The 25,902-nt window shown below is 63.9% G+C and carries 19 protein-coding genes; 10 read left to right on the top strand and 9 right to left on the bottom strand.

Annotated features, from left to right (window positions below; translation table 11 throughout):
* Positions 1 to 4: 4 nt before the first annotated feature.
* From ACSQ3E_RS19280 to leuS, 3 genes are all read right to left on the bottom strand, one after another.
* Entirely contained in the window at positions 5 to 1,135 is a 1,131-nt protein-coding gene (locus ACSQ3E_RS19280; RefSeq protein WP_436123933.1) for an AAA family ATPase, read from the bottom strand.
* A 24-nt stretch (positions 1,136 to 1,159) separates the two neighbouring features.
* On the bottom strand, positions 1,160 to 1,600 hold the full coding sequence (lptE, locus tag ACSQ3E_RS19275) for an LPS assembly lipoprotein LptE (protein ID WP_436123932.1): 441 nt from the start codon (positions 1,598 to 1,600) through the stop codon (positions 1,160 to 1,162).
* Positions 1,601 to 1,709: 109 nt separating this feature from the next.
* On the bottom strand, positions 1,710 to 4,340 hold the full coding sequence (gene leuS / locus ACSQ3E_RS19270) for a leucine--tRNA ligase (RefSeq protein WP_436123931.1): 2,631 nt from the start codon (positions 4,338 to 4,340) through the stop codon (positions 1,710 to 1,712).
* 142 nt (positions 4,341 to 4,482) lie between these two features.
* Between leuS and ACSQ3E_RS19265 the strand changes: the two genes are divergently transcribed.
* Both ACSQ3E_RS19265 and ACSQ3E_RS19260 read left to right on the top strand, forming a co-directional pair.
* Positions 4,483 to 5,145 carry a YggS family pyridoxal phosphate-dependent enzyme gene (locus tag ACSQ3E_RS19265; RefSeq protein ID WP_436123930.1) on the top strand — a complete coding sequence of 221 codons (663 nt, stop codon included), beginning with the start codon at positions 4,483 to 4,485 and terminating at the stop codon, positions 5,143 to 5,145.
* Positions 5,146 to 5,337: 192 nt separating this feature from the next.
* Positions 5,338 to 11,112 carry a putative Ig domain-containing protein gene (locus ACSQ3E_RS19260; protein ID WP_436123929.1) on the top strand — a complete coding sequence of 1,925 codons (5,775 nt, stop codon included), beginning with the start codon at positions 5,338 to 5,340 and terminating at the stop codon, positions 11,110 to 11,112.
* A gap of 122 nt (positions 11,113 to 11,234) precedes the next feature.
* On the opposite strand, the gene ACSQ3E_RS19255 is transcribed toward ACSQ3E_RS19260, so the two are convergent.
* Both ACSQ3E_RS19255 and ACSQ3E_RS19250 read right to left on the bottom strand, forming a co-directional pair.
* Positions 11,235 to 12,335: a branched-chain amino acid ABC transporter substrate-binding protein gene (locus ACSQ3E_RS19255; protein WP_436124149.1), complete on the bottom strand. Its 1,101-nt coding sequence runs from the start codon at positions 12,333 to 12,335 to the stop codon at positions 11,235 to 11,237.
* Positions 12,336 to 12,543: 208 nt separating this feature from the next.
* The gene (locus tag ACSQ3E_RS19250; protein ID WP_109574304.1) at positions 12,544 to 12,816 is read right to left on the bottom strand and encodes an usg protein; all 273 of its coding nucleotides are present in this window, start codon (positions 12,814 to 12,816) and stop codon (positions 12,544 to 12,546) included.
* Positions 12,817 to 13,122: 306 nt separating this feature from the next.
* Here ACSQ3E_RS19250 and acs point away from each other — a divergent pair, with 306 nt between their 5' ends.
* Entirely contained in the window at positions 13,123 to 15,078 is a 1,956-nt protein-coding gene (gene acs, locus ACSQ3E_RS19245) for an acetate--CoA ligase (RefSeq protein ID WP_436123928.1), read from the top strand.
* 48 nt (positions 15,079 to 15,126) lie between these two features.
* Here the strand turns inward: acs and ACSQ3E_RS19240 are convergent, their stop codons facing one another.
* On the bottom strand, positions 15,127 to 15,396 hold the full coding sequence (locus ACSQ3E_RS19240; RefSeq protein WP_436123927.1) for an excalibur calcium-binding domain-containing protein: 270 nt from the start codon (positions 15,394 to 15,396) through the stop codon (positions 15,127 to 15,129).
* Between the two features lie 227 nt (positions 15,397 to 15,623).
* Here ACSQ3E_RS19240 and ACSQ3E_RS19235 point away from each other — a divergent pair, with 227 nt between their 5' ends.
* From ACSQ3E_RS19235 to ACSQ3E_RS19220, 4 genes are all read left to right on the top strand, one after another.
* Positions 15,624 to 16,448 (top strand): creatininase family protein, encoded by an 825-nt coding sequence (locus ACSQ3E_RS19235; RefSeq protein ID WP_436123926.1) that lies wholly within the window; start codon positions 15,624 to 15,626, stop codon positions 16,446 to 16,448.
* Between the two features lie 53 nt (positions 16,449 to 16,501).
* Positions 16,502 to 18,121: an ABC transporter substrate-binding protein gene (locus tag ACSQ3E_RS19230; RefSeq protein WP_436123925.1), complete on the top strand. Its 1,620-nt coding sequence runs from the start codon at positions 16,502 to 16,504 to the stop codon at positions 18,119 to 18,121.
* Positions 18,122 to 18,266: 145 nt separating this feature from the next.
* On the top strand, positions 18,267 to 18,683 hold the full coding sequence (locus tag ACSQ3E_RS19225; protein ID WP_436123924.1) for a MerR family transcriptional regulator: 417 nt from the start codon (positions 18,267 to 18,269) through the stop codon (positions 18,681 to 18,683).
* Positions 18,631 to 19,026: a carboxymuconolactone decarboxylase family protein gene (locus tag ACSQ3E_RS19220; protein WP_436123923.1), complete on the top strand. Its 396-nt coding sequence runs from the start codon at positions 18,631 to 18,633 to the stop codon at positions 19,024 to 19,026. Before ACSQ3E_RS19225 ends, ACSQ3E_RS19220 begins: the two co-directional genes overlap by 53 nt.
* 280 nt (positions 19,027 to 19,306) lie before the next feature.
* Here ACSQ3E_RS19220 and ACSQ3E_RS19215 read toward each other — a convergent pair whose 3' ends face one another.
* The 3 genes from ACSQ3E_RS19215 to ACSQ3E_RS19205 form a co-directional block, all read right to left on the bottom strand.
* On the bottom strand, positions 19,307 to 20,674 hold the full coding sequence (locus ACSQ3E_RS19215; protein WP_436123922.1) for a hypothetical protein: 1,368 nt from the start codon (positions 20,672 to 20,674) through the stop codon (positions 19,307 to 19,309).
* A 307-nt stretch (positions 20,675 to 20,981) separates the two neighbouring features.
* Positions 20,982 to 21,245: a PepSY domain-containing protein gene (locus tag ACSQ3E_RS19210; RefSeq protein WP_436123921.1), complete on the bottom strand. Its 264-nt coding sequence runs from the start codon at positions 21,243 to 21,245 to the stop codon at positions 20,982 to 20,984.
* A gap of 83 nt (positions 21,246 to 21,328) precedes the next feature.
* Positions 21,329 to 21,541, bottom strand: a complete 213-nt coding sequence (locus ACSQ3E_RS19205) for a DUF1674 domain-containing protein (RefSeq protein ID WP_310320574.1) — start codon at positions 21,539 to 21,541, stop codon at positions 21,329 to 21,331.
* Positions 21,542 to 21,647: 106 nt separating this feature from the next.
* Here ACSQ3E_RS19205 and htpX point away from each other — a divergent pair, with 106 nt between their 5' ends.
* From htpX to ACSQ3E_RS19190, 3 genes are all read left to right on the top strand, one after another.
* The gene (gene htpX / locus ACSQ3E_RS19200) at positions 21,648 to 22,664 is read left to right on the top strand and encodes a zinc metalloprotease HtpX (protein ID WP_436123920.1); all 1,017 of its coding nucleotides are present in this window, start codon (positions 21,648 to 21,650) and stop codon (positions 22,662 to 22,664) included.
* Positions 22,661 to 24,064 carry an RsmB/NOP family class I SAM-dependent RNA methyltransferase gene (locus tag ACSQ3E_RS19195; protein WP_436123919.1) on the top strand — a complete coding sequence of 468 codons (1,404 nt, stop codon included), beginning with the start codon at positions 22,661 to 22,663 and terminating at the stop codon, positions 24,062 to 24,064. The genes htpX and ACSQ3E_RS19195 overlap by 4 nt, the downstream gene beginning before the upstream one ends.
* Positions 24,065 to 24,155: 91 nt before the next feature.
* Positions 24,156 to 25,877, top strand: coding sequence for a heparinase II/III family protein (locus ACSQ3E_RS19190; RefSeq protein ID WP_436123918.1), 1,722 nt, complete (start codon positions 24,156 to 24,158; stop codon positions 25,875 to 25,877).
* The last annotated feature ends 25 nt before the right edge of the window (positions 25,878 to 25,902 follow it).

Genomic DNA, 25,902 nt, shown 5'->3' with positions numbered 1-25,902 from the left:
AAGTTCAGTCGCCGTCGTCCATCTGCCCGGTGATGCGCATGCCTTCGATTGTAGTAGCCCCATCGTTGCGCACCACCGTTAACGGTCGTGTGCCGGTTCGGTCGCGCACCAGATCCGCCAGTTCGCGTGAGTGGGTGACGATCCACACCTGCGTACGCTCGGCTGCCTTGGCGATCATGTCGGCGAGTGCCGGCATCATGCGCGGATGCAGACTGGATTCCGGTTCGTTGAGCGCGATCAGCCTGGGCAGGCGGTAGGACAGCAGCGCGCCGGCAAGCGCCAGGAAACGGATCTGCCCGTCGGAGAGTTCCTGTGGCTTGAAGATGCGCTGCGGGAACTCCGGTAATACCAGCCCGAAGGTCGCGGTCTCCCCCGGTTCCGGCACCTCGAGCAGCGCGCAGCCCAGGGCGTCGGCGATGCAACGGTCGAGCTCGACCGTATCGCCGCGGATATGCTTCAGCGTTGCAAACACTGCAGCCAGATTGGCGCCGTCCTCATCGAGCATGGGAGAGGTCGTCGCCAGAGCTGCCCGACGCACCGGCGATTCGGAATCCGTTCGGAAGCCATGATAGAAGCGCCAGCCGGCGACGGCGGCCCGCATGTCGCCGACCTCGGGATAGCGTCCTGCCCCGCCAAGCAACGCCAGTGCGGTCTCGGAGTTCAGAACGCGTTCGGGATGCTCGACGCGGCGGCCGTCGCCGTCGCGGGCGAAAACGGCCTGACCCTTGCGCGACATCATCTCGACAGGGCGACGCCCGACTTCGACGGTCAGGCTCTCATCCTTGACATGGGGTTCGAAGGTGAAGCCCGCCGACAGTGGCGGTGGCAGCCCGATCTCGACCTTGTAGGCGTAGCGCGCCGCCGTCTCGTCATCGACGAACTGGGCATCGATGATCACGCGAACCGGCTGCCCCGCACGGCGATTGCCCGACCACAAGGCGGAGTTCATCCCGCCCTCGCCGGCGATTTCGCGTGCGAGGGTTCCCTCGGCGGATGCCTTGATGAGCTGCAGCGCCCGATAGAGGTTGGACTTGCCGACGCCGTTCTCGCCGACGAAGACCGAGGCCTGGCCGATGTCGAGCCGGATCGATCTCAGCGAACGGTACCCCGAAGCCGAAAAGGACGTCAGCCGCATCGACCGAACCTCAGCGAACGGGCATCAGCCCTTGGACATGTCCTGGGCGATGGCCAGCCTGAGCAGTTCGGCCAACTCGCGTGCCGCGCGGTTCTCGGCGTCGCGTTGCGCCCGCAGCGTGGCGAACTCCTGCCGCGGTCGGTCGAACGACGCCGACACGTTGCGCTTGCCCGAGGCGATACGCTTGCCGGTCTTGATGTCGGTGATGACATAGGTGCCGGTCAGGGTCATCGTGCCGGTGGTGGGCTCGTCGTCCTTGTTGGTCACGGCGGCAAGCAGCGCCGATTCGCTCAACGCGGTCACCGCCAGGTCCATCGTGTAGGGTGCTGCCGCCTGCTGGCCGGCACCACCGTTGAACATGAAGATCAGGTGGTTGCGGACTTCCTGGCCGTAGCGGGTGTTGACCGGCTTGATGTTGATCGAGGCCAGTTGCGTCGCCGTGCCGGCCTCGACGCCTGCAGACACCGGTCCGTCCGAATAAAGCGGACGCACCGAGCAGGCAGATGCCAGTGCAAGCGAAGCCAGAAGGGCCAGACGTGCAACAACACGCAATGAACCAGCAGAATTCCGCGCATCAGGCAACGACATTGACGATCCTCTGCGGCACAACAATCACCTTGCGCGGCGACTTCCCATCCAGCGCCTTCTGCACTGCTTCCAGTGCCAGCGCCGCTTTTTCGACGGTCAATTGATCTGCGTCGCGGGCGATTGTCAAATCAGCTCTTTTCTTGCCGTTGATCTGCACCGGATAGGTGATTTCGTTGTCGACGACGAGTGCTGCATCGAACTTCGGCCATGCACGATCGGCAACCAGGCCGTCGCCCTGGAGCGCTGCCCAGCACTCCTCGGCCAGATGCGGCATCATCGGCGCGATCATCACGATCAGGATGTCGACGGCCTCGCGCAGTGCCGAAACCATGTCAGCCGATGCCTTGCCGGCGGCAGCGTCGGCCAGCGGGCCCTGCAGCGTGTTGGTCAGCTCATAGATGCGCGCGACCGCCTTGTTGAAGGCAAGCTTGCCGATGTCTTCGCCGACCGACTTCAACGCCTTGTGCGCGGCCTTGGAGACAACAGCGGCATCGCCCTCGCCGGCTGCCCTGGCTTCCGCCTTGGCCAGCACGTCGGCCGATTCGGACACCAGGCGCCAGACGCGCTGCACGAAACGATGGGCGCCCTCGACACCGGCTTCGGTCCACACCACGTCGCGCTCGGGCGGCGAATCGCTGAGCACGAACCAGCGCGCAGTGTCGGCGCCATAGCTGGCGATGATGTCGTCGGGGTCGACGACGTTCTTCTTCGACTTCGACATCTTCTCGATCGAGCCGATCTCTACCGGCTCGCCGGTGGCAATCAGCGTCGCACGTCGCTTGCCATCAGCCTCCTCGATCTTGACGTCGCTCGGCGAAACCCATTCGCCGTTCGGGCCGCTGCCGAGACGGTAGGTCTCGTGCACGACCATGCCTTGCGTGAACAGGCCCTTGAACGGCTCGGACAGGTCGAGATGGCCGGCCTTGCTCATCGCGCGGGTGAAGAAGCGTGAATAGAGCAGATGCAGGATCGCGTGCTCGATGCCGCCGATATACTGGTCGACCGGCAGCCACTCATTGGCGGCCTTCGGATCGGTCGGCTCGTTTTCCCAAGGCGCGGTGAAGCGCGCGAAGTACCAGGACGAATCGACAAACGTGTCCATCGTGTCGGTCTCGCGGCGTGCCGCCTTGCCGCATTGCGGGCAATTGACGTGGCGCCAGGTCGGGTGACGGTCGAGCGGGTTACCCGGACGGTCAAACTCGACGTCGTCAGGCAGCCTGACCGGCAGGTCGGCCTTCGGCACCGGCACGACGCCGCAATCCTCGCAATGGATCATCGGGATTGGGCAGCCCCAGTAGCGCTGGCGCGAAATGCCCCAGTCGCGCAGGCGGAACTGCACCTTGCGCTCGCCCATCGGGCGGTTGCCGATCGAGATCTGCTCGAGGCGCGTAGCGACATCGTTGAATGCCGCCTCAGGCTTCATGCCGTCGAGGAAGCGCGAATTGATCATCACGCCATCGTCGGTATAAGCCTCCTCGGTGATCTGGAAGGTCGCGGCATCGCCGCCTTCCGGCATCACCACCGGCACCACCGGCAGGCCATATTTGTTGGCGAAGTCGAGGTCGCGCTGGTCGCCCGACGGGCAGCCGAAGATGGCGCCCGTGCCGTAGTCCATCAAAACGAAGTTCGCGACATAGACCGGCAGCGTCCAGCTCGGGTCGAAAGGATGAACGACGCGGATGCCGGTGTCCATGCCCTTCTTCTCGGCCGTTTCCAGCGCCGCCACCGACGTGCCCATGCGGCGCACATCTTCCATGAAGGCGGCGAGCTCAGGCTTGCTCTCGGCAGCCTTCTTGGCCAGCGGATGATCGGCCGAGATCGCCATGAACGATGCGCCGAAGATCGTGTCCGGACGCGTCGTGTAGACTTCCAGCTCGTTCTCGCCCGCAGGTGCGGTGCCGGCGGCCAGCGGCCAGCGGATCAGCAGGCCTTCCGAGCGGCCGATCCAGTTGCGCTGCATCAGCTTGACCTTCTCGGGCCACTCGTCGAGGCCATCGAGCGCGTCCGACAGGTCCTGCGCGAAATCGGTGATCTTGAAGAACCACTGCGTCAGCTCGCGCTGCTCGACCAGCGCGCCCGAACGCCAGCCGCGTCCGTCGATGACCTGCTCGTTGGCGAGCACGGTCATGTCCTCCGGGTCCCAGTTGACTTTGGAGGACTTGCGCGTGACCAGGCCCTTCTCGACGAAGTCGATGAACAGCATCTGCTGGCGGTGGTAATAGTCGACGTCGCAGGTGGCGAACTCGCGGCTCCAGTCGAGCGACAGGCCCATCGACTTCAGCTGCGTGCGCATCGTGGCGATGTTCTGGTAGGTCCAGTCCTTGGGATGGACCTTGTTCTTCATCGCGGCGTTTTCCGCCGGCATGCCGAAGGCATCCCAGCCCATCGGATGGAGCACGTTGTAGCCCATGGCGCGGCGGAAGCGCGCGACGACGTCGCCCATCGCATAGTTGCGGACGTGGCCAACATGGATGCGCCCCGACGGATAGGGAAACATCTCCAGCACGTAATATTTCGGCCGGGGATCGTCGTTTTCGGTCTCGAAGAGCTTTGCCTCGCCCCAGGCCTTCTGCCATTTGGGTTCGGACGCGCGCGGATTGTATCGTTCGGTTGCCATCGGATGTTTTTCACTTAAAAGCGTGCATGGACCGGGGCGAAAACCCGCGGTCAGGAAATCGTTGCCGGGTGTTCATCATGGATTCCCGGACCCGTCAACTCCGGCAGGCCGGAGGCGGGCAAAAAGCAGCAGGGCCAGCGGCATGGAAAAGTCGGTCGAACAGCTCACTCTGGTGAAGCATAAGATAGGTGCGGCCGAGCGCGAGGCCAACAGGCCAGAGGGCTCGACGGCGCTCGTGGCGGTGTCCAAGACCTTTGACGCCGAGCACATCCGCCCTGTCATCGAGGCCGGCCAGCGCGTCTTCGGCGAAAACCGGGTCCAGGAGGCGCAGGGCAAATGGCCTCAGCTCAAGGCCGAGTTTTCGGACATCGAACTCCATCTGATCGGCCCGCTGCAATCCAACAAGGCCAAGGAGGCCGTCACCCTATTCGACGTCATCGAGACGGTCGACCGCGAGAAGATCGCCGCCGAGCTTGCCCGGGAAATCGAGAAACAGGGCCGGTCGCCGAAACTCTATGTCCAGGTCAACACCGGCTCGGAACCGCAGAAGGCCGGAATCGAACCGCGTGAGGCAGTCGCCTTCGTCAAGCGCTGCCGCGAGGTCCATGGGCTGACCATCGAAGGCCTGATGTGCATCCCGCCGGCGGAAGAAAACCCCGGCCCGCATTTCGCCCTGCTGGAAAAACTGGCGCGCGAGGCCGGCGTCACCAAGCTGTCGATGGGCATGTCGGGCGATTACGAACTGGCGGTTGCATTCGGCGCCACCAGCGTACGCGTCGGCTCGGCGATATTCGGCACCCGCTGAGTAGCGCGCAAGCAGTCGTTGCCGAATTACTACAGCTATTCAGTAAATGAGCGAATCCTGAAGCTTTGCGCTCAAGCAGGCTGGAATCCACAACTTTAGCGATTGATTCCAAAGCTCAAATAAATCATTCCCTAAATTAGAAAATTCCACATGGGTTCTGACGCCTTCTGCCCGAAGGAGTTAGAGGGGGCAATGAGTGGATTTGCGAAGGCAACTGCTGCGTGCGGTCGCGCGCTTCGTGCATTTTCGACCACGTTCTTCCTGACAGTACTGACAATCGCCGCACTGCTGCTGATCGCTTCTCCAGCTCCTGTCGAGGCAGCGTCTCCCGGAGTTCCGGGCGGAACCTGTACCATCGCCTTTGGCACCGTTCCCTATGCATCGAGCGGCAACACCCACGTCCAAGCGGGGGGATCGGCGGAGCAGATCGACTGCGACCCGCGATATCCCGCGGCGGACAGCGGCGTCGCGGCGCCAAACTCCGGCTCGTCCACCGGCGGCGGAACGTGGTCCGCAGTGACCAACGTCTCCGACAACACCGTGACCTATTCGCCCCATCCTCGCTGGGTCGGGCCTGACACCTTCACGATGTATTTCTGCAACGACGTGAACTGCACCGGCGTTGGGCGGGTGACCGCAACCGTCAACGTTACGGTCACCGCGCCGACGATCTCGCTGACTGCATCCCTGCCGAACGGGACAGTCGCCACAGCCTACAGCCAGACACTGACCGCATCAGGCGTTTCCGGGCCCTACACGTTCTCGCTGCTTTCCGGAACCTTGCCGACAGGACTGACACTGACCGGAGCCACGAGCACCACAATCACTCTGTCGGGGACGCCGACGGCCGGCGGCACCTTCAATTTCACCATTCGCGCCACCGACAACTCGATCGGCTCAGGACCGGTCACCCAGGACCGAGCCTACACGGTCACGATGGCTCCGCCGACGATCTCGATCAGCCCGACGACAATTCCCAACGGCACGCGCGGCACGGCCTACTCGCAGACCCTTACCGCCAATGGCGGCACCGCCCCACGTACCTGGTCGGTCAGCTCCGGCGCCCTGCCAGCAGGGCTCACGCTAAGTACGGCTGGCGTCGTCTCGGGCACGCCAACCGCGACGGGGTCGTTCACCTTTGTGGCACGCGCCCAGGACTCCAGCACCGGCACCGGGGCGCCCTATGCGGGCACCCGGTCTTATACGTTCAGCATCGCCGAGATCCTGCCGGTGGCCAACGCGGTCAGCGCGACGGTGCCCTATGGCAGCACCGCCAACCCGATCACGCTGAACATCACTGGCGGCCCGGCAACAAGCGTCGCCATCCCTACCAACGGCACCCACGGTACGGCGACGGCGGTCGGCACCTCGATCACCTACACGCCGACCGCCGGCTATGCCGGGCCGGACAGCTTCACCTATACGGCAACCAATGCGGCCGGAACGTCGGCTCCGGCGACCGTAACCATAACGGTCAGCCCACCGACGCTCGTCTTGAACCCGACGGGCCTTCCCGACGGGACCCTTGGCGTCGCATACAGCCAGACAACCACGGCATCTGGCGGCGCCACGCCTTACACCTACAGCATATCTGTCGGCGCTTTGCCGGCAGGACTCAGCATCAACTCCAGCACCGGCGAGATTTCGGGGACGCCTACGGCGACCAGCTCGAACACCTTCACTGTCAGGGCTCAGGATTCGAGCACCTCTACGCCCTTTGCCATCACGCGCTCCTATACGGTCGAGATTCTGGCGCCGCCTGTCACGATCACTTCGCCAGCGGCCGGCGCACTGCCCAACGCGACCGGAGGCGTCGCCTACAGCCAAAGCTTCGTGGCCGGTGGCACGGTCGGCCCCTATAGTTTCGCGCATTCCGGCACCCTGCCAAACGGGATGAGCTTCAGCACAGCCGGTGTCCTGTCAGGCACACCGACGCAAGCGGGGACGTTCAATTTCAGCGTGACGGCCACTGACTCGAGCCCGACGCCCGGCCCGTACAGCAGTCCAGCGGTCGCCTACAGCCTGACGGTCACGGCACCGACGATCACTGTCAGCCCGACGACGCTGCCGAACGCGACAACAGCTCTGGCCTATAGCCAGATCATCACGGACAGCGGTGGCACGGCGCCCCGCACGCTCGGCGTCACAGCCGGCACATTGCCGGCCGGCCTGAACCTTGTCGGCAGCGTCCTGTCGGGCACACCAACGGCGGCGGGCACCTCCAACTTCACGATCACGGCCACTGATGCGCTCGGCTTCACCGGCAGCCAGGCCTACACGGTCGTCGTCGCCGATCCGGTGATCACCATCACCTCGCCCGCCGCTGGCGCTCTGCCCGACGCGACAGGAGGCGTCGCCTACAGCCAAACCTTCGCCGCCAGTGGCGGCCAAGGCAGCCATAGCTTCGCCCTCACGATGGGGACCCTGCCAGCCGGGGTGACCCTCAGCGGCGCCGGCGTGTTGTCGGGCACGCCAACGGAGGCAGGAACCTTCGGATTCAGCGTACAAGCCACCGACGCCAGTCCTGGACCGGCCGGTCCGTTCAACAGCGCGCCCATCGCCTATACCCTGACCGTCACCGCGCCAGTGATCTCCGTCAGCCCGGCATCATTGCCGAATGCAACAACGGCCGTGGCCTACAACGAGACAGTGACGGCGACAGGTGGCACCACGCCCCACACCTTTTCGACCCTTGGCACGCTGCCGACCGGCTTGAACCTTTCCAGCGCTGGGGTGCTGTCGGGTACACCGACGGCTGCCGGGACCTTCAACTTCACGGTCGTCGCTACCGACGCGCTCGGCTTTGCGGCCGCCACGGCCTATACGTTCATGACTGCCGACCCGGTGATCACCATCACCTCGCCTTCGTCTGGTGCGTTGCCGGTGGCGACGGGCGGAACCGCCTACAGCCAGACCTTCACCGCCAGCGGCGGTCAAGGCACACATCGCTTCGCGTTGACAACAGGCTCGCTGCCGGCGGGCGTTACCCTGTCGGCAGCAGGCGTGTTGTCGGGAACGCCCACGGTGGCGGGAACGTTCAACTTCACCGTCACCGCCACGGACGCCAGCCCCGCAATCGACGGCGGTCCATTCAGCAGCGCTCCGGTCGCCTACAGCCTGACCGTCAACGCTCCGACGATCGCCGTCACTCCAACCTCGCTTCCGAACGCGACAACGGCTCTGGCCTATAGCGAGACGATCACCGCCAGCGGTGGCACGGGAACCCATTCACTCGCCGTCACTGCCGGATCCTTGCCGACCGGCCTGAACCTGGCCGGTGGCGTCCTGTCCGGCACGCCGACTGCAGCAGGGACCTCCAACTTCACCATAACCGCGACCGACGCGCTCGGCTTCACCGGCGACCGGGTTTACACGATCACGGTTGCTGACCCTGTGATCACCATCACCTCTCCCTCTGCTGGCGCTTTGCCTGGCGCTGTAGGCGGTATCGCCTACAGCCAGACCTTCACCGCAAGCGGCGGCCAAAGCAGCCATTCCTTCGCGGTGACCGGCGGAGCTTTGCCACCCGGAGTCGTCCTGTCTGCGGCTGGCACGCTCTCAGGCACGCCGACTGCGTCAGGAACCTTCAACTTCAGCGTCACCGCGGCTGATTCTAGCCCGGCACCCGGGCCGTTCAACAGTGCGCCAGTTGCCTATAGCCTGACAGTCGCTGCGCCGACGATCACGCTGTCGCCGGCCACGCTACCGTCCGGCACAACAGCGCTGGCCTACACCGCGACAAGCATCAGCGCCTCAGGCGGCATAGCACCCCATTTCTACTCGGTCACCGCGGGAGCGCTTCCCACTGGCCTGATCCTCAGCGGCACCGGTACGATTTCCGGAACACCGACCACCGCAGGCACGTTCAATTTCACCATCACTGCAAGCGATGCGGTCGGCTTCACCGGCAGCCAGGCCTATTCGATCACCATCTCGGACCCGGTCGTGACCGTCACGTCACCGGCAGCCGGTGCGCTGCCAAATGCTGAACCTGGCGTCGCCTACGCTCCGGTGACTTTCAGCGCCAGCGGCGGACAGGGCAGCCACAGCTTCGCCGTCGCCAGCGGGGCGCTGCCAGCCGGCATGACCTTGTCCTCCGGCGGTGTCCTGTCGGGAACACCCACCGTCACCGGCGCCTTCAACTTCAGTGTCGCCGCCAGCGATTCCAGCCCGGCGCCGGGGCCATTCACCAGTGCCGCGGTCGCCTACAGCCTGACCATTACCGATACCTTGCCGCCTGCCCTCGTCGGCATGCCGGCCAACATCGTCATCGAGGTCGACTATCCCGTCACCGGCGCCGTCGCCACCTGGACCTTGCCGACCGCCACCGACAACCAGGCCGGCACGACAGTGACCCAGACCGCCGGCTTGGCATCGGGCGCGACCTTCCCGCTCGGCACCACGACCAACACCTACGAAGCGCGTGATGTCGCCAACAACACGATAACTGGCAGCTTCACCGTCACCGTCACCCAGCGCCTGCCCGGCCAGGTGACAATGCTGGTCACCACCACCACCGACGGCGCCTTCGGCTTCAGCTCGAGCGAGCCAGCACTCAACTTCACCGTCAACACCACATCCGGCAGCGGCACATCAGGCGTGCTCACCGTTCCGGTCGGCAACCACGGCATCACGGTGACAGTGCCGGCAGGCGTTGAGATAGCCACTGTCAGCTGCACCGACCCGGCAAGCAGCATCGACCCGGCAACGTTGTCGGGCACCATCTCGGTTACGGCAGGTGCGGTCATCAGCTGCACCATCTCGAGCGCCGATCCCGCCCAGACGACAGGCCTGATCGGCAGCTTCCTCACAGCGCGCTCGGAGTTGATCCTTGCCAACGAACCCGACTCCAGCCGCCGCATCGAGCGGCTGACCGGCGCGTATACCGGCCAGGGCGGCGTCTCCGGCTTCGGCCTCGGCTTCACCGACGAGCGCATGCCGTTCGCGCTGTCCTTCTCCGAGAACGAGGCGTCCTTCGGCTACAGCCTGCGTCGTTCACAAGCACAAGGCACGGCCGACGCCCGCATAGCTGCGGCGCATAACCTGTCCGCCACTGGGCCACGCCGGGGGATGATGAGTGGCGCGGACGACACGGGCATGCCGGTCACCGCCTTCGGCGACAATGCCGGGCCGCCGGCAAAACCCTGGCCGGTCGAAACCGGACAAGAACCCGCAGCCAGCGAAGCGACCGATCCGATGGCCACCCCATTCGACATCTGGATCGAGGGCAAGATCGCGCGTTTCGACGCCAACAAGGGCGCCGGCCGCTTTGGCATCATGCATGCCGGCGTCGACTATCTGGTGACGCCACGCATCCTGGTCGGCCTTGGCGCCCAGCTCGACTGGACCGACATGGACGGTTCAGACGACAGCACGATTTCGGGCACCGGCTATCTTGTCGGCCCCTATGTCACGGCACGGCTGACCGACAATCTGTTCCTCGACGGCCGTGCCGCCTGGGGCCAGTCGACCAATGACGTCTCGCCCTTCGGCACCTACACCGACAAGCTCGACGCCACCCGCTGGCTGGTGTCGCTCGCCCTGATCGGCCAGTACGACATCGACCGCTGGCGCATCACGCCCAAGGCCAAGCTCGCCTATTTCGAGGAAGAAACCGAAGCCTATGTCGACGGCCTCGGCCTCGACATTCCAGCAATCTCAATCTCAACCGGAACCCTCGAGTTCGGCCCGAGCCTGAGCTACCGGATGGAGCTCGCCAACGGCATGCTGTTCGAACCCTTCGCGACATTGGAGGGCATCTGGACCTTCAGGCAGGAGAACTCTGCGACAGCGGCGACCTCGACGCCCGGTCTCGGCGAAACCGGCCTGCGCGGACGCGGCGAGCTCGGCGTCAGGCTCGCCGGCCAGTCGGCGTCGTCACTGTCCAGCTCGATCTTCTATGACGGCCTTGGCAATGACGACTTCCAGTCCTGGGGCGGAAAACTCCGCTTCAATCACAGGTTCTGAGACGGAACCGCACACGGCAACATAGGGCAGCCGCAACACGCCAAAGAGTGGCGAACTGCCTGCGACGAACAAAAAAGGCCGGGATTTGCATCCCGGCCTTTTTGCTTTGCCTTTCGCGAAAATTACTCCGCAGCGACGATCTTGCCGCCTTCCCACTTGAACAGCGAGAAGCTCGGCGAGGTCAGGTCGCCGGTTTCGCCATAAGTCAGGTTGCCGATGGCGGTGGCAATCGGCTCGCCCGACTTGAGCGCTGCGGCAACCGCTGCGGTGTCATCGGCCTTGCCGGCCTTCTCGATGCCGGCCTTCAGCACTTCGACGGCGGCATAGGCATTCAGCGTGAACGCCTCGGCGGGAATGCCCTTGTCCGTCAGGATCTTTACCGCGTCAGCCGAGGCCGGGTTCTTCAGCGCGTCGGTCGCGTTGGTGAACAGCGTGCCAGCGGCCGCTTCGTTGCCGATCGCCCAGAACTCGGTGTTCGACAGGCCCTCGCCGCCGATGATCACGGCATTGACGCCGCCGTCCTTCAGCTGGCGTGCCAGAAGGCCGCCCTCGGGGTGGTAGCCGCCGAAATAGATGACCTCGGCATTGTCAGCCTTGAGACGGGTGATCAGCGCCGACAGATCCTTCTCGCCCGGGTTGAGCGAGTTCTGCTGCACTTCGGTCAGGCCGCCGGCATTGATCGCCTTCTTGAAGGCTTCCGCCAAGCCCTTGCCGTAGGTGCCCTTGTCGTCGATGACGGCGACGCGCTTGTCCTTCATGTTCTTGAGCACATAGGCAGCGGCAACTTCGGCCTGCTGGTCGTCACGGCCACAGGTGCGCAGCACATTGGTCAGGCCGCGTGCGGTGAGATCAGGCGCGGTGGCCGTCGGCGTCACCATCAGGATGCCGTTTTCGGCAAAGACGTCCGAGGCGGGAATCGCAACGCCCGAGGTCACCGGGCCGACGACATACTTCACGCCTTCGCCGACCAGCAGGTTGGCAGCCGAGACGCCCTGCTTGGGATCGCCGGCATCGTCGGCGAGCTTCAGAACGATCTTCTCGCCAAGGATGCCGCCCTTTTCGTTGATGGCATCGACGGCAGCCTGGGCGCCGTTCTTGACCTGGTCGCCATAGGCGGCAACCGGGCCGGTCAGCGGGGCGACGAGGCCGATGGTGATGTCGGCGCGCGCCGCCGAGCCGAAGGCCATCAGCGCGGCGAGCGAAACGCCCGCAAGGATCTTCATGTTCATCTTAGTTCTCCCTTTTACCCGCCGGCAGCGAAGGCGCAGCGGAAGCTCTGGTGGCGGGAATAGCCGCCCGGCGAGCTGGCCGCAATCGGCCCAGCGTCTCGAAAGCCGCAATTGATTTGTGCCAGCGCAGCGCGTCGGGAGGCAGCGTTGCGGGAAAGTTCACGTCCGATCAGGGAGTTAGCCCAGTCGGAATGAACAGGCTTCAGTGCAGCACGAATTCGCCGTCGACCTTGCGCCATTCATTGGGCGCGATCAGCTTGCGATGGGTGTAGTGCACCGAATGCAGCGGGCCATCGAGCTTGGCGCGCCAGAACTCGATGAAGCCGAACAGTATCGGAAATTTCGGCGCCAGGTCGTAGTCCTGCCAGATGAATGTCTGCAGCACATGGGGGTGATCAGGCAGGTGATAGAGGATTTCGGCCGTGGTCAGGCCGTAGCCCTTGAGCATCAGTTCCAGTTCAGAAGCGTCGCGCATGCTGGCCTTCCGTGTCGAACAGCTCCTCCACGGCATGAGTCTGCGCCGCGATGGTTAACCGTCTGCTAAAACAACGGAATGCGCATATGATAGTTCCAAGAAATCAGCACTTTAGCACTCGACCTCCGCCATTGCTGATCGCTATATAGCGGCGGCGATTTGCCGCTACGGAAAGACCGTAGCCAAATCCAAGGTCTAATATTGTGAGGCGGCGCGAATTGCTAATAATGCGCGCCAACGCGGCTCCAACGCCGCCGTCCGCCGGACGCAGGAGCCGTCGGATCGTTGCCGGGAGGAAGGGAAGAAATGTCAGAAGTCCGTGTCCACCGCGTCCAGCCGGCGTGGAAGAAGAATGCGCTGATCGACAACGATACTTACCTGAAATGGTATGGCGAGAGCGTCAAGAACCCCGACAAGTTCTGGGGCAAGCACGGCAAGCGCATCGACTGGTTCAAGCCCTACACCAAGGTCAAGAACACCTCCTTCGACGGCAAGGTGTCGATAAAGTGGTTCGAGGACGGGCTGACCAACGTCTCCTACAACTGCATCGACCGCCACCTGAAGAAGCGCGGCAACCAGACCGCCATCATCTGGGAAGGCGACAACCCCTACGACGACAAGAAGATCACCTACAACGAGCTCTACGAGCACGTCTGCCGCCTCGCCAATGTGATGAAGAAGCATGGCGTCAAGAAGGGCGACCGCGTCACCATCTACATGCCGATGATCCCGGAAGCGGCCTATGCGATGCTCGCTTGCACCCGCATCGGCGCGATCCATTCGATCGTCTTCGGCGGCTTCTCGCCCGACGCGCTGGCCGGCCGTATCGTCGATTGCGAATCGACCTTCGTCATAACCGCCGATGAAGGTCTACGTGGCGGCAAGGCGATCCCGCTCAAGGAAAACACCGACAAGGCGATCGACATCGCCGCCAAGCATCATGTCATGGTCAAGGACGTGCTGGTGGTGCGCCGCACCGGCGGCAAGGTCGGCTGGGCGCCGGGCCGCGACCACTGGTACCACGACGAGGTCCGCTCGGTGAAAGCCGAATGCAAGCCCGAGAAGATGAAGGCGGAAGACCCGCTGTTCATCCTCTACACCTCGGGCTCGACCGGCAAGCCGAAGGGTGTGCTGCACACCACCGGCGGCTATCTCGTCTACGCCTCGATGACCCACCAGTATGTCTTCGACTACCATGACGGCGACATCTACTGGTGCACGGCCGATGTCGGCTGGGTCACCGGCCACAGCTACATCGTCTATGGCCCGCTCGCCAACGGCGCGACAACGCTGATGTTCGAGGGCGTGCCCAACTATCCCTCCGCCTCGCGTTTCTGGGATGTCGTCGACAAGCACAAGGTCAACATCTTCTACACCGCCCCCACCGCCATCCGTGCCCTGATGGGTGCTGGCGACGACCATGTGAAGAAGACCTCGCGCAAGAGCCTGCGCGTTCTGGGTTCGGTCGGCGAGCCGATCAATCCTGAAGCCTGGGAGTGGTACTACAATGTCGTCGGCGACAAGAAGGTGCCGATCGTCGATACCTGGTGGCAGACCGAGACCGGCGGCATCCTGATCACGCCGCTGCCGGGCGCTACAGACCTCAAGCCGGGTTCGGCGACGCGCCCGTTCTTCGGCGTCAAGCCGGAGCTCGTCGACAACGAAGGCAATGTGCTCGAGGGTGCTGCCGACGGCAATCTCTGCATCACCGACTCCTGGCCGGGCCAGATGCGCACGGTCTATGGCGACCACGAGCGCTTCATCCAGACCTACTTCGCCACCTACAAGGGCAAGTATTTCACCGGTGACGGCTGCCGCCGCGACGCCGACGGCTACTACTGGATCACCGGCCGCGTCGACGACGTCATCAACGTCTCGGGTCACCGCATGGGCACGGCGGAAGTCGAGTCGGCACTTGTCAGCCACGACAAGGTTTCCGAGGCCGCCGTCGTCGGCTACCCGCACGACATCAAGGGCCAGGGCATCTACAGCTATGTCACGCTGATGTCGGGCATCGAGGCCACCGAGGACTTGCGCAAGGAACTCGTCGCCCATGTCCGCAAGGAAATCGGCGCCATCGCCTCGCCCGACAAGATCCAGTTCGCGCCGGGCCTGCCCAAGACCCGCTCGGGCAAGATTATGCGTCGCATCCTGCGCAAGATCGCCGAGGACGATTTCGGCGCGCTCGGCGACACCTCGACGCTGGCCGATCCGGCAGTCGTCGACGACCTCGTCGCCAACCGGCAGAACAAGCGGGCCTAATCCTGCGATCCCCTCGCGTCACACGATGCGAGGGGATTTTTCTACCGCTCAGCAGCCAATCTGCTGGCGCAGCTCATCGACAAGCTCTTTCGTCGGGCAGACATTCTCGCACGGGATGCCGTCATTGTCGGCATCCGCGCGCCCGTAGCCCCCGCACCAAAGCTCGACTGCCTCGGCACAGGAACTGACCTGCTTGCAGGTTCGGGTCTTGACCAGCGTAACAGGCAATCCCTGCTCTACGTCCAGCTCCAGCCGCGACGTCGCACCAGCGCTCCCCGATGTGATTATCCAGATTCCCAGGATCGAACCGATCCGCATGCACGTCTGACGCAATTCCACTCCCCCAAGCCCAGCCTGGACAGCTTTGCGGTCGAGACCTGCCTCGCCGTCAAACCCCGGCCTCTCCGCCGTACAGCACGGACAGAGGTCGGTTCCGGCCGCGTGGTTCAACCCGCCGCCCCAGCACCACTATTGACATTCCGCGCAATAAGGAAAAATATTTTCCTATAGAATAATAATTTTCGCATGCGAGGCAGGAGGCTTTGATGGCACGGGAAGTTGAGTGGGCGCGCATGACCGCGCCGGACCTGCGCGAGATCGCCGCGCGCGGCAATGCCATGGCCATCCTGCCGGTCGGGTCGCTCGAGCAGCACGGCCCGCATCTGCCCGTCATCACCGACACGGCGAGCGCCGAGGCCGCCGCCCGGCGCGGCGCGCGCCTGGTCGCCGATGATGTGCCGCTGGCCGTACTCCCCGGCCTCTGGCTCGGCATGAGCGAGCACCATCTGCCATTCGGCGGCACGATCAGCCTCGACTACACCGCCTATTTCCACGTGCTGAAGTCGATCGTCCGGTCGCTGAAGGCAATCGGCTTTACCCGCCTGCTCATCGTCAACGGCCATGGCGGCAACATCGACCCGCTGGCCATGTCGACCCGCGAGCTGGCGGTCGAGTTCGCCATGCCCATCGTCTACACGACACCATGGATGCTGGCGCCGGCGGAGACGGCGGCGCTGTTTGAAGCCGACAACGGCCCCAAGCATGCCTGCGAGGGCGAGGCATCTGTGATGTTGGCGATCTCGCCCGACACGGTCAAGAAGGACAAGTTCGAAGAGGCCTTCACGACTGAGGCCGGCAAGCACGAGGCTCCGCATGGTGCCCATCGATTCTATTCGTTTTCCGAGCGCGCACCCAACACCGGCACATGGGGCGTTCCGGCCAAGGGCACCGCGGAGAAGGGCGAGCGCTTCCTTGATCTGCAGGCCCGCGAACTCGCCAAGCTGATCATGGACCCGGTGCTGTGGACGCAGCCCGATGCCGTGTGGCGTCCGGGCCGTGGGCTCGACACCCGCGCCGGACGTGCCGACTGACGCAGTTGCACCAGCACGCCCGCAACCAAGAACACCTGAAGGGGGAAAACCCGATGAATTCCTTGAAACGCGGCTCGGTCCGGGCTGCCCTTTGTCTTTCGGTCGCCACTGCGGCACTCGGCCTGCTCAGTGCCGAGGCCTCGGCCAAGACGCTTGTCTATTGTTCCGAAGCGGCACCGGAAGGTTTCGACCCGGCGCTCTACTCGACCAACAGCACCTGGGATGCGTCGTCAAAGCCGATCTACGGACGTCTGGTCGAATTCGAAAACGGCACGACGAACCTGCTGCCGGGTCTGGCGGAGAGCTGGACCGTCTCCGACGACATGCTGACCTACACGTTCAAGCTCCGTCCCGGCGTGAAATTCCAGACCACCGACTACTTCACGCCGACGCGCGACATGAATGCCGACGACGTCGTGTTCTCCTTCGACCGCCAGCGCCTAACCGACAATCCCTGGCACCAGTACGTCACCGGCGCGAACTACGAGATGTATGCCGGCATGGACATGCAGGCGACGGTCAAGGCCATCACCAAGGTCGATGACCTCACCGTCAAGCTGGTGCTGAGCCAGCCGAACGCCTCCATCCTCTCCAACCTGGCGATGGATCTGGGTTCGATCCTGTCCAAGGAATATGCCGACAAGCTCGCCGCGGCCGGAACGCCGGAAAAGCTGAACTCCGAGCCGGTCGGCACCGGGCCGTTCCAGTTCGTCGGCTACCAGCAGGACGCCGTGGTACGCTTCAAGGCAAATCCGACCTACTGGGGCGCCAAGCCGAAACTGGACGAGCTGGTGTTCGCCATCACCGCCGACGCATCGACGCGGATGCAGCGTCTGCAGGCTGGCGAATGCCATGTCGCGGCCTACCCGGCACCGGCCGATGTTCCCGGCCTCAAGGCCGACCCCAATCTTGTGGTGATGGAAAAGCCCGGCCTCAACGTTGCCTATCTCGCCTACAACACGCTGACCCCGCCTTTCGACAAGATCGAGGTGCGCAAGGCGCTGAACATGGCAATCGACAAGAAGGCCATTCTCCAGGCGGTGTTCCAGGATCTCGGCGAAGTCGCCAAGAACCCGATCCCGCCGGCGATGTGGGGCTACAACGACGCTGTCGTCGACGATCCCTACGATCCGGTGGCAGCCAAGAAGATGCTCGACGACGCAGGCGTCAAGGACCTGAAGATGAAGGTCTGGGCCATGCCGGTCAGCCGGCCCTACATGCCCAACGCACGTCGCGTCGCCGAGCTGATCCAGTCGGACTTCCAGAAGGTCGGCGTCAGCGTCGAGGTCGTGTCCTACGAATGGGCCGAATACCTGAAGCGCGCCCGCGACAAGCAGCGTGATGGCGCCATCATCCTCGGCGGCACCAGCGACAATGGCGATCCGGACAATCTGCTGTCCTATTTCTTCTCCTGCGCCGGCGTCGGCGGCGCCAACATGGCCAACTGGTGCCACCAGCCCTTCGAGGACCTGCTCCAGAAGGCGCGCACGACTGTCGACCAGGCCGAACGCGCGAAGCTCTACGAGCAGGCCCAGCTGATCTTCAAGGAACAGGCCCCCTGGGCAACGCTCGACCACTCGACCGTCTCCTTGCCAATGTCGAAGAAGGTCAGCGGCTATGTGATGGACCCGCTCGGCTCGCACCGCTTTGAGACTGTCGACATCGCCGAGTAGGCAGAGCCAGCATCAGTACAACGCGCCCTTCGCGCCACCGCGCGAGGGGCGTTTGCCTTGCCCCCGACAGCCTCGAAAAACAGCCTTGACTTAGAGTGCGCTCGAACACCTAGCATCGCGAGCGTCGTAGAGAGACAGGTTGTTCATGAAGATCGGCGAACTCGCAAAACGCTCGGGCCTGACCGCCTACACGATCCGCTACTACGAGCAGATCGGCCTTTTGCCTGTGCCCGACAAGGATGCATCGGGCCAGCGCGACTACGACGCGTCGATCCTCACCTGGATCGAGTTCCTCGGCCGGCTCAAGTCCACCGGCATGCCGATCCGCGAAATGCTGCGCTATGCCGCCTTGCGTCAGCAGGGGCTGGCGACCGACGCCGAGCGCCGCGCCTTGCTAGAGGCGCATCGCCACAAGGTGCGGGCCCATGTCGCTGACCTCCAGGCCAACCTCCTCGTTCTCGACGCCAAGATCGGCGGCTACGCCGATGCAGAAAAAAGGATCGAGACAAATGGACAACAGCAACGAAAGCCGCTTCGAGCGCGGCGCACGCGCGCTCTCTGAAATCGACGGCGAAGGCGGCCAAAAGGTCGTCGATTCCCTCGCCGACATCGCCCCCGATTTCGCCCGCTACATCATCGAGTTTCCGTTCGGCGACATCTATTCACGCCCCGGCCTCGACCTCAGGTCGCGCGAGATCGCAACGATCGCTGCTCTGACTACGCTCGGCAACGCCGCGCCACAGCTCAAGGTGCATATCCAGGCGGGACTGAATGTCGGGCTCAGCCGCGACGAGATCGTCGAGACGATCATGCAGATGGCGGTCTATGCCGGCTTCCCGGCAGCGCTTAACGGCCTGTTCGCCGCGCGCGAGGTGTTCCAGGAAAAGCACAGTCTCGCCGCATGATGTCGTACCAACGGTCTAGTGCCATGGTCGCACTTGCCAAATCGATGGAAAGCCCCCACCTTCATGTTGTGTTCAACGAACTGAAAGGAGGTGATCCGATGTCGAGTGATTTCGTTTTCCAGAACGTGGCCTCAGCGGATTGCCCTTTCGGGAAGCACTCTTCCCGTTAAGGCGCGAGATGCGCGGCTGGTGACAGCCTGAGCCGCGCCATGGACGGAAACACGGAAAGGCCGCCTCTTCGCAAGAAGGGCGGCCTTTTTCCTTTCAGGGCTTCGTTCGGCTACTTGGTCAGCGCCAACCGCTCAATGTTGCGGATGATTTCCTGGAAGGCAGCGTCGAGTTCCTTGCCGTTGGACGTCTCGAAGTAGCGCTTCACCACGCCGTCAGGCGATGCGCAGTCCTTCATCGTCTTTTTGGCAGCGGCGGTGTCGAGCTTGAAGCCGATGGTGAAAATTTCGATGCCCTTTTTGCGCATCTCTTCGCACAATGTCTTGGCCGCTGTGCGGGTCGCTTCTTTTCCGTAGCGATTGTAGGCCTCATCCGATTTGTCGATATCGAAATAAGACAGGTTGAATTCTCCGTCGGTCATCAGGATGGCGACTTTCGATACCTTTTCCGGGTCAGCCTTTTCGGGGCGCTCGGACTTTTGGAACACTCCTGCCCAATTCTCCGACAGCGTGTACCAGGCCCACTGAATGCCGATGTGCCCGGCAGTGCCGCCCAAGGCCACGAAAGCACCGATCTCGGCCTTGAGCTTGTCCTTGTTGGCGGTAAGCGGCACCACCCTTGCGCCTGGGCAGATGGGGGTGTCCCTGTTCGCCTTGGAGTAAGCGTCGATCAAAAAGTCACGATTGACCATCGACACGTCGGGGCCAACGTCGCTGTATTGGTAGAGTTCCTTCCGCTCGGTGGCGCAATTGTCGGGTCGAGTCGAGCTCGAAACCGCCTTCGGCTCGGTATTGCCTGGAGCTTGCTTGCGGTCAGATTTTTTGGTCTCCACGAAAACAGAGCTTTGCGCCAAATCGCCAACATTGACCGAATTTGCATAAGGCACCAGCGACATACGCACGCGTGGTTCGCCTGATGGCGTCGTCTCTCCTTTCAACAAATTGTTGACCGCATTCGTGGCAGCTTTCTTTAAATCCTCGATTTTCTGGCCTTCCATTGAGCCAGTAACGTCGAGCATCATCGCCACTTCGATACGCTTGTCGGAATAGAGCGAAGCAGTCGTCGCCGAAACGCGCTGGCGGTTGGACGTGCCGAACAGCGGAAAGAACACATTGACGTCGATATAGGCCGATGCCTCCACCGTGCCGAGCAGCTTGTCGACAACCACCTTGTTCAGCACGACCTTTTCGCCAGGCGCCAGCAACCGGCTGGAATTGGCCTCGAGAAAAGCCCGGACCGTATTGTCCGCGTCCTTGAGCTTGATCCTGCCGGTGGTCAGATCCCGAGCGGTCGACGTCACCGCGGCATCGACTGCCTGCGACAGGCCCGATTTGACATTGTGAAGCTGGGCCACGTTGACGCCAAAGCCGGCCGCCATGGCGAGCATGGAAATGGTGAGACCGCCCAGAATGGCGAAGTTGCCGCTGCTGTCGCTGGCGAAACGCTTTGCCGCCCGTGCTAGTCCCTGAAATTTCCGCATGTCCCGCCCCGCCGCCTGTGTGCCTCTGGCAGGGCAAAGCAGGAAACTGGCCGCGGCGGCCCATTTGGGCAGGCCAAGCGGCATCACGGCGTCAAGTCATTGATTTTCAATCAAATCGCTAGATCGCATGGTGAACAACAGGTTAATCGGCCTACTCGGTGGCCGCCTTCTTTACGGCCCATTCACCATGACTATGGCAGCGCCGACTGCGCCGCCTCACTTCGGCACACCGAGCATGTGCCAGATCGGGGCACCCACGCCACCTGTCCCGCTATTCCTGAGGCGCGCCCGAGAGCCCAGCGCGAACCTACATCCTCGGCCCACTGACCGGATCGATCTTGATCTCCACCTTGGCCTTGTCGGACGTGTAGTAGGTCACGTCGTAATAGCCCTCGCTCTCCCAATCGATCTCGGAGATGTAGTTGAACTGATCGCGCTTTTCGATCTTGGCGATGATCTCGGACAGCTTGAGCGAATTCTGTGGTGGCACCGCCGGTTCCTTGGTCTGGGCCTGCGCCGGCATGGCACCCAGCAACACAGCAAGCATGAGTCCCGAAATCATCTTGGTCATGGCAGCTCCTTGCGCAATCCTTGGGAAAACGAACGGCTCGCGATTTCGGTTCCATCGCAGCCGCGCAAGGAACGCCAACTGCGTCAGAAGTCGCTGGTCAGGCCCTTGATCTCCCAGTCGCCATAGCGTCCGGGCTCCTTGCCGCCACGTCCGCCGATCTCGCGCGGCAGCTTGGCTTCCTCGGCCTTGTAGGCCTCGCGGCGTGCCTCGGCTTCAGCCAGGGCACGCTTGGCCGCCGGCGAAAGTTGCTTTGGCGCAGGCGTTTCCAGATCGGTCTGCGGTTTGGTGTCGTCCATGGGATTCCTCGGAAATGATTGAAACGCACCCTCGTCTCTCCCATCATATAGCGAAGCGCACAGCCGTGATCGACCCTGGCGCGTGCGGAAAAGGACGGAGTGAACGATGAACATGATGCGGACGGCGATGCTTCTGGCGACCATGACGGCGCTGTTCATGGGCGTCGGCTACCTGATCGGCGGCTCCGGCGGCATGACCATCGCCTTCCTGGTCGCAGCGGGCATGAACCTGTTCAGCTACTGGAACTCCGACAAGATGGTCCTGCGCATGAACAACGCCGTCGAGGTCGACGAGCGCAATGCGCCCGAATATTACGCCATCGTGCGTGGCCTTGCCGCCAATGCCGGCCTGCCGATGCCCAAGGTTTACCTCATCGACAGCCCGCAGCCCAATGCGTTCGCCACCGGCCGCAATCCCGAGAATGCCGCCGTCGCCGCCTCCACCGGCCTGTTGCAGCGTCTCAGCCATGAAGAGGTCGCGGCCGTGATGGCGCACGAGCTCGCCCATATCGAAAACCGCGACACGCTGATCATGACCGTCACCGCGACCCTTGCCGGCGCGATTTCGATGCTCGGCAACTTCGCCTTCTTCTTCGGTGGCAACCGCGACAACAACAATCCGCTCGGCTTCATCGGCGTGCTGGTGGCGATGATCGTGGCGCCTTTTGCCGCCATGCTGGTGCAGATGGCGATCAGCCGTACCCGCGAATATTCGGCCGATCGGCGCGGCGCCGAGATCTGCGGCAATCCGCTCTGGCTCGCCTCGGCCCTTGACAAGATCGCCCGCAACGTCGAACGCATCCACAACCCCGAAGCCGAGCGCAATCCTGCGATGGCTCCCCTCTTCATCATCAATCCCCTATCCGGCGAGCGCATGGACAATCTTTTCTCGACCCACCCCAATACAGAAAACCGCATCGCTGCCCTGCAGGCGATGGCGAACGAGGGTGTCGGTCGTCCAGCCCAGCGCACGGCACCTCAGCCGACGGCGCAGCGTTCGGCGCCTTCCGACCAGCAGGGTCCATGGGGCGGTCGCCCTGCCGAGCAGGCCGCACCCGAGCAGCCACGTCCGTCCGGTCCGTGGGGCCGCAATCCGACCGGGCCGAAAGGCCCAAGGTCGTGAGCGGCGGCCAGCGCGACCCCAAGCGAAACCGCGCTCGCAACAATGACGGCAAGGGCAGCCGCCCGTCCACCGTTCCCGACGTTCCCGGCATCGCCGCGCGCATGGCAGCCGCCCGCCTGCTTGCCGCGACAATCGATGCCAAGACCCCGCTCGACGGCCTGACCGATCATGAGCACGGCCACCCGCAGTTCCGCGCGCTCGACATGCGCGACCGCGGGCTCGTCCGCGCCATCCTGGCCACAGCGCTGCGCCATCGCGTCACCATTGCCAAGCTTTTGGCGCGCCGGCTGGAAAAGCCGCTGCCGGCCAACGCGACGGTTCTCACCCACATCCTGCATGTCGCCGCGGCCCAGATCCTGTTCCTCGATATTCCCGACAGCGCTGCCGTCGACCTCGCCGTAACCCACGCCAAGGCCGACCCGCGCACCGTGCGCTTCTCCGGCCTGGTCAATGGCGTGCTGCGCACCCTTGCCCGCGCCAAGGATGCCGAGCTACCCGAGATGCTGGCAACGACCAGCGACGCGCCGGACTGGTTCGTCGATCGGTTGACGGCTGCCTACGGTCCCGACCAGGCAAAGCTGATCCTCGCCGCCCATCGCGTCGAGGCCCCTGTCGATTTCACCGCCAAGACGGATTCGGCCAAATGGGCCGAGCAGCTGGGCGGCATCGTACTGCCCACCGGTTCAGTCCGCATCGAGCGCCTCTCCGGCCCGGTCGCCGAACTCCCAGGCTTCGCTGAAGGCGCCTGGTGGGTCCAGGACGCCGCCGCCGCCTTGCCCGCAAAGCTGTTCGGCGATGTCTCAGGCCAGCGCGTCGCCGATCTCTGCGCCGCTCCCGGCGGCAAGACGGCGCAGCTTGTGCTTACTGGCGCCAAGGTCACGGCGGTCGAAGCCTCGAAGAATCGTCTTGCCCGTCTTGCCGGCAATCTCGAGCGCCTTGGCCTCGACGCCGACAAGGTCAATGCCGACATCCTCGCTTACGAGCCGGCGGAGCTGTTCGACGCCGTGCTGCTCGACGCGCCATGCTCGTCCACCGGCACGGTCCGCCGCCACCCAGACGTGCTGTGGACCAAGTCGCCCGCCGACATCACCAAGCTCGCCGGCGTCCAGCGCGCCCTGCTCGACCGAGCGGTCAAGCTGGTGAAGTCGGGCGGCAGGATCGTCTTTTCCAACTGCTCGCTCGATCCCGAGGAGGGTGAAGCGCTCGTTGCCGGCTTCCTGGCGGAGCACAAGGGCAAGGTCGAGCTCGACCCGATTCGCACAGGCGAGGTCACGGGCATCGACGATTTCGTCACCGCCACCGGCTTTTTGCGCACCACGCCGGCAGGCCTCGACCTCGACAATCCCGCAATCTCCGGCCTCGACGGCTTCTTTGCAGCGAGGTTCCGCCGCATCGCCTGATCAACACGGCGTTTACGGAAAATTCACCCTCGCGCCCACCATTGAAACAACCTAATTTGTGTGACGACGTGGGGTCGCGTCAGGAGGGGTATTGTCGATCGCGGCGGACAGCACGACGCGTCTCTGGGCACTTGTTGCCAAGGAGTTCTGGCGTAAGACGCGCCGGCGCTTGCGCGCCGGGCCGGCTTACAGCTGGCGCTACTCCGGGCGCACGCCCGAACGCGTGCTCATCGCGCCGCCCGACCTGCGTCTGGCCGACCCGCAAATCGCGCTCGAAATCTACTACGGCCGCTTTCCGCTCTCCGGCCATCTGGTCGAGACGGGCGGCCAGTCGCCCTTCCTGATCGACGTGCCCAATCGCGGCTGGCAGCGCAGCCTGCATGGCTTCCGTTGGCTGCGCCACATGCGCGCCGCCGGCACCGAGCTGGCGGCTGCCAACGCCCGTGCGCTCGTTTCCGACTGGATCGCCCTGCATGGCAGCCGCATCTCCGGCATCGCCTGGGAGCCGGCAACCACGGCCAAGCGCATCATCGCCTGGCTGCAGCACTCCTCGGTCGTGCTGCAGGGCGCCGAGTTCGCCTTCTACCGCTCGTTCCTGCGCTCACTTGCAATGCAGATCCGCTATCTCCGGTCGATGTCGCCCGAGATGCCCGACGGCAAGGATCGGCTCCGCGCGCGCGTTGCACTCGCCTTCGCCGCGCTGTCATTGCCGGCACCTGTCTCGGCGCTGCGTTCGGCCACGCGTTACCTCGCTGATGAGCTCGACCGCCAGATCCTGCCCGACGGCGGCCACATCTCGCGCAACCCGATGGCGGTTCTCGAGATCCTCGCCGACCTTTTGCCGCTGCGCCACACCTACGCCAACCAGGCCGAGCAGCCGCCGCTGGCGCTGATCAACGCCGTCGAGCGCATGTTGCCGGCGCTGCGCTTCTTCCGCCACCAGGACGGCAGCCTCGCCCGCTTCAACGGCATGGGCGCCACCATCCACGACCGCATCGTGGCGATCCTGCGCCATGACGACACCGCCGGCTCACCACCTCTGCACGCCACCCATTCCGGCTATGAGCGCCTCGCCATGGGCGGCACGACAGTGATTGCCGACACTGGCACCGCACCGCCGATCGACGTGTCGAACCAGGCCCATGCTGGTTGCCTCGCCTTCGAGATGTCGTCGGGCCGCCAGCACTACATCGTCAATGCCGGCATCGACACCTATGGCGCAGCTGACCTCAGGCCGCTGGCGCGGGCCACCGCCGCCCACTCCACCGTCACCATCAACGACACCTCGTCGGCCAGCTTCGCCCATTCGCAGCGCGTCAGCGGCGTGCTCGGCAGCCCGCTTTTCGCCGGCCCGAAATCAGTGCCGACCCAGCGCCTCGACAAGCCCGGCATCCATGGCTTCGTCGCTCGCCACGACGGCTACGCCCAGCGCTTCGGCCTTCATCACGAGCGCGAGCTCAGCCTGTCAGCCGGCGGCAGCATTCTGTCGGGATGCGACCGCATCCTTCGCGTCGGCAAGGCGCCGATCAAGAACGACGGCCGCGACCTCGTCACCATCCGCTTCCACGTCCATCCCGACGTCCAGCTGTTCCGCGACCAGAAGGAGCGGCTGGTGCTGACCGGGCCCGATATCGACACCTGGGTGTTCATCTCGCCGGATGTCGCCGCCGAGGTCGAGGAGTCAATCTATTTTGCCGGTCTCGGCGGCCCCTGCCGCTCCCGCCAGATCGTCTTGTCGTTCAGGGCCTCTGAAATCTCCGAGGTGCATTGGCAGTTCTCGCGCACGCGCATCATCAGCCGTCTCGACGGCTAACGCGCCTGTATCACCTCGGGAAATA

The sequence above is a fragment of the Aminobacter sp. LjRoot7 genome, from assembly GCF_964252895.1.
In the GTDB taxonomy this organism is placed as follows: domain Bacteria; phylum Pseudomonadota; class Alphaproteobacteria; order Rhizobiales; family Rhizobiaceae; genus Aminobacter; species Aminobacter aminovorans_B.
The sequence above is the reverse complement of the archived record's forward strand: the minus strand, read 5'-3'. Positions and strand labels throughout refer to the sequence as shown.

Bases quoted from the DNA above. Each gene is read 5' to 3' on its own strand.
- ACSQ3E_RS19280 (WP_436123933.1), bottom strand. From the start codon at position 1,135: ATGCGGCTGACGTCCTTTTCGGCTTCGGGGTACCGTTCGCTGAGATCG.
- leuS (WP_436123931.1), bottom strand. From the start codon at position 4,340: ATGGCAACCGAACGATACAATCCGCGCGCGTCCGAACCCAAATGGCAG.
- ACSQ3E_RS19265 (WP_436123930.1), top strand. From the start codon at position 4,483: ATGGAAAAGTCGGTCGAACAGCTCACTCTGGTGAAGCATAAGATAGGT.
- ACSQ3E_RS19260 (WP_436123929.1), top strand. From the start codon at position 5,338: ATGAGTGGATTTGCGAAGGCAACTGCTGCGTGCGGTCGCGCGCTTCGT.
- ACSQ3E_RS19255 (WP_436124149.1), bottom strand. From the start codon at position 12,335: ATGAAGATCCTTGCGGGCGTTTCGCTCGCCGCGCTGATGGCCTTCGGC.
- ACSQ3E_RS19250 (WP_109574304.1), bottom strand. From the start codon at position 12,816: ATGCGCGACGCTTCTGAACTGGAACTGATGCTCAAGGGCTACGGCCTG.
- acs (WP_436123928.1), top strand. From the start codon at position 13,123: ATGTCAGAAGTCCGTGTCCACCGCGTCCAGCCGGCGTGGAAGAAGAAT.
- ACSQ3E_RS19240 (WP_436123927.1), bottom strand. From the start codon at position 15,396: ATGCGGATCGGTTCGATCCTGGGAATCTGGATAATCACATCGGGGAGC.
- ACSQ3E_RS19235 (WP_436123926.1), top strand. From the start codon at position 15,624: ATGGCACGGGAAGTTGAGTGGGCGCGCATGACCGCGCCGGACCTGCGC.
- ACSQ3E_RS19230 (WP_436123925.1), top strand. From the start codon at position 16,502: ATGAATTCCTTGAAACGCGGCTCGGTCCGGGCTGCCCTTTGTCTTTCG.
- ACSQ3E_RS19225 (WP_436123924.1), top strand. From the start codon at position 18,267: ATGAAGATCGGCGAACTCGCAAAACGCTCGGGCCTGACCGCCTACACG.
- ACSQ3E_RS19220 (WP_436123923.1), top strand. From the start codon at position 18,631: ATGGACAACAGCAACGAAAGCCGCTTCGAGCGCGGCGCACGCGCGCTC.
- ACSQ3E_RS19215 (WP_436123922.1), bottom strand. From the start codon at position 20,674: ATGCGGAAATTTCAGGGACTAGCACGGGCGGCAAAGCGTTTCGCCAGC.
- ACSQ3E_RS19210 (WP_436123921.1), bottom strand. From the start codon at position 21,245: ATGACCAAGATGATTTCGGGACTCATGCTTGCTGTGTTGCTGGGTGCC.
- ACSQ3E_RS19205 (WP_310320574.1), bottom strand. From the start codon at position 21,541: ATGGACGACACCAAACCGCAGACCGATCTGGAAACGCCTGCGCCAAAG.
- htpX (WP_436123920.1), top strand. From the start codon at position 21,648: ATGAACATGATGCGGACGGCGATGCTTCTGGCGACCATGACGGCGCTG.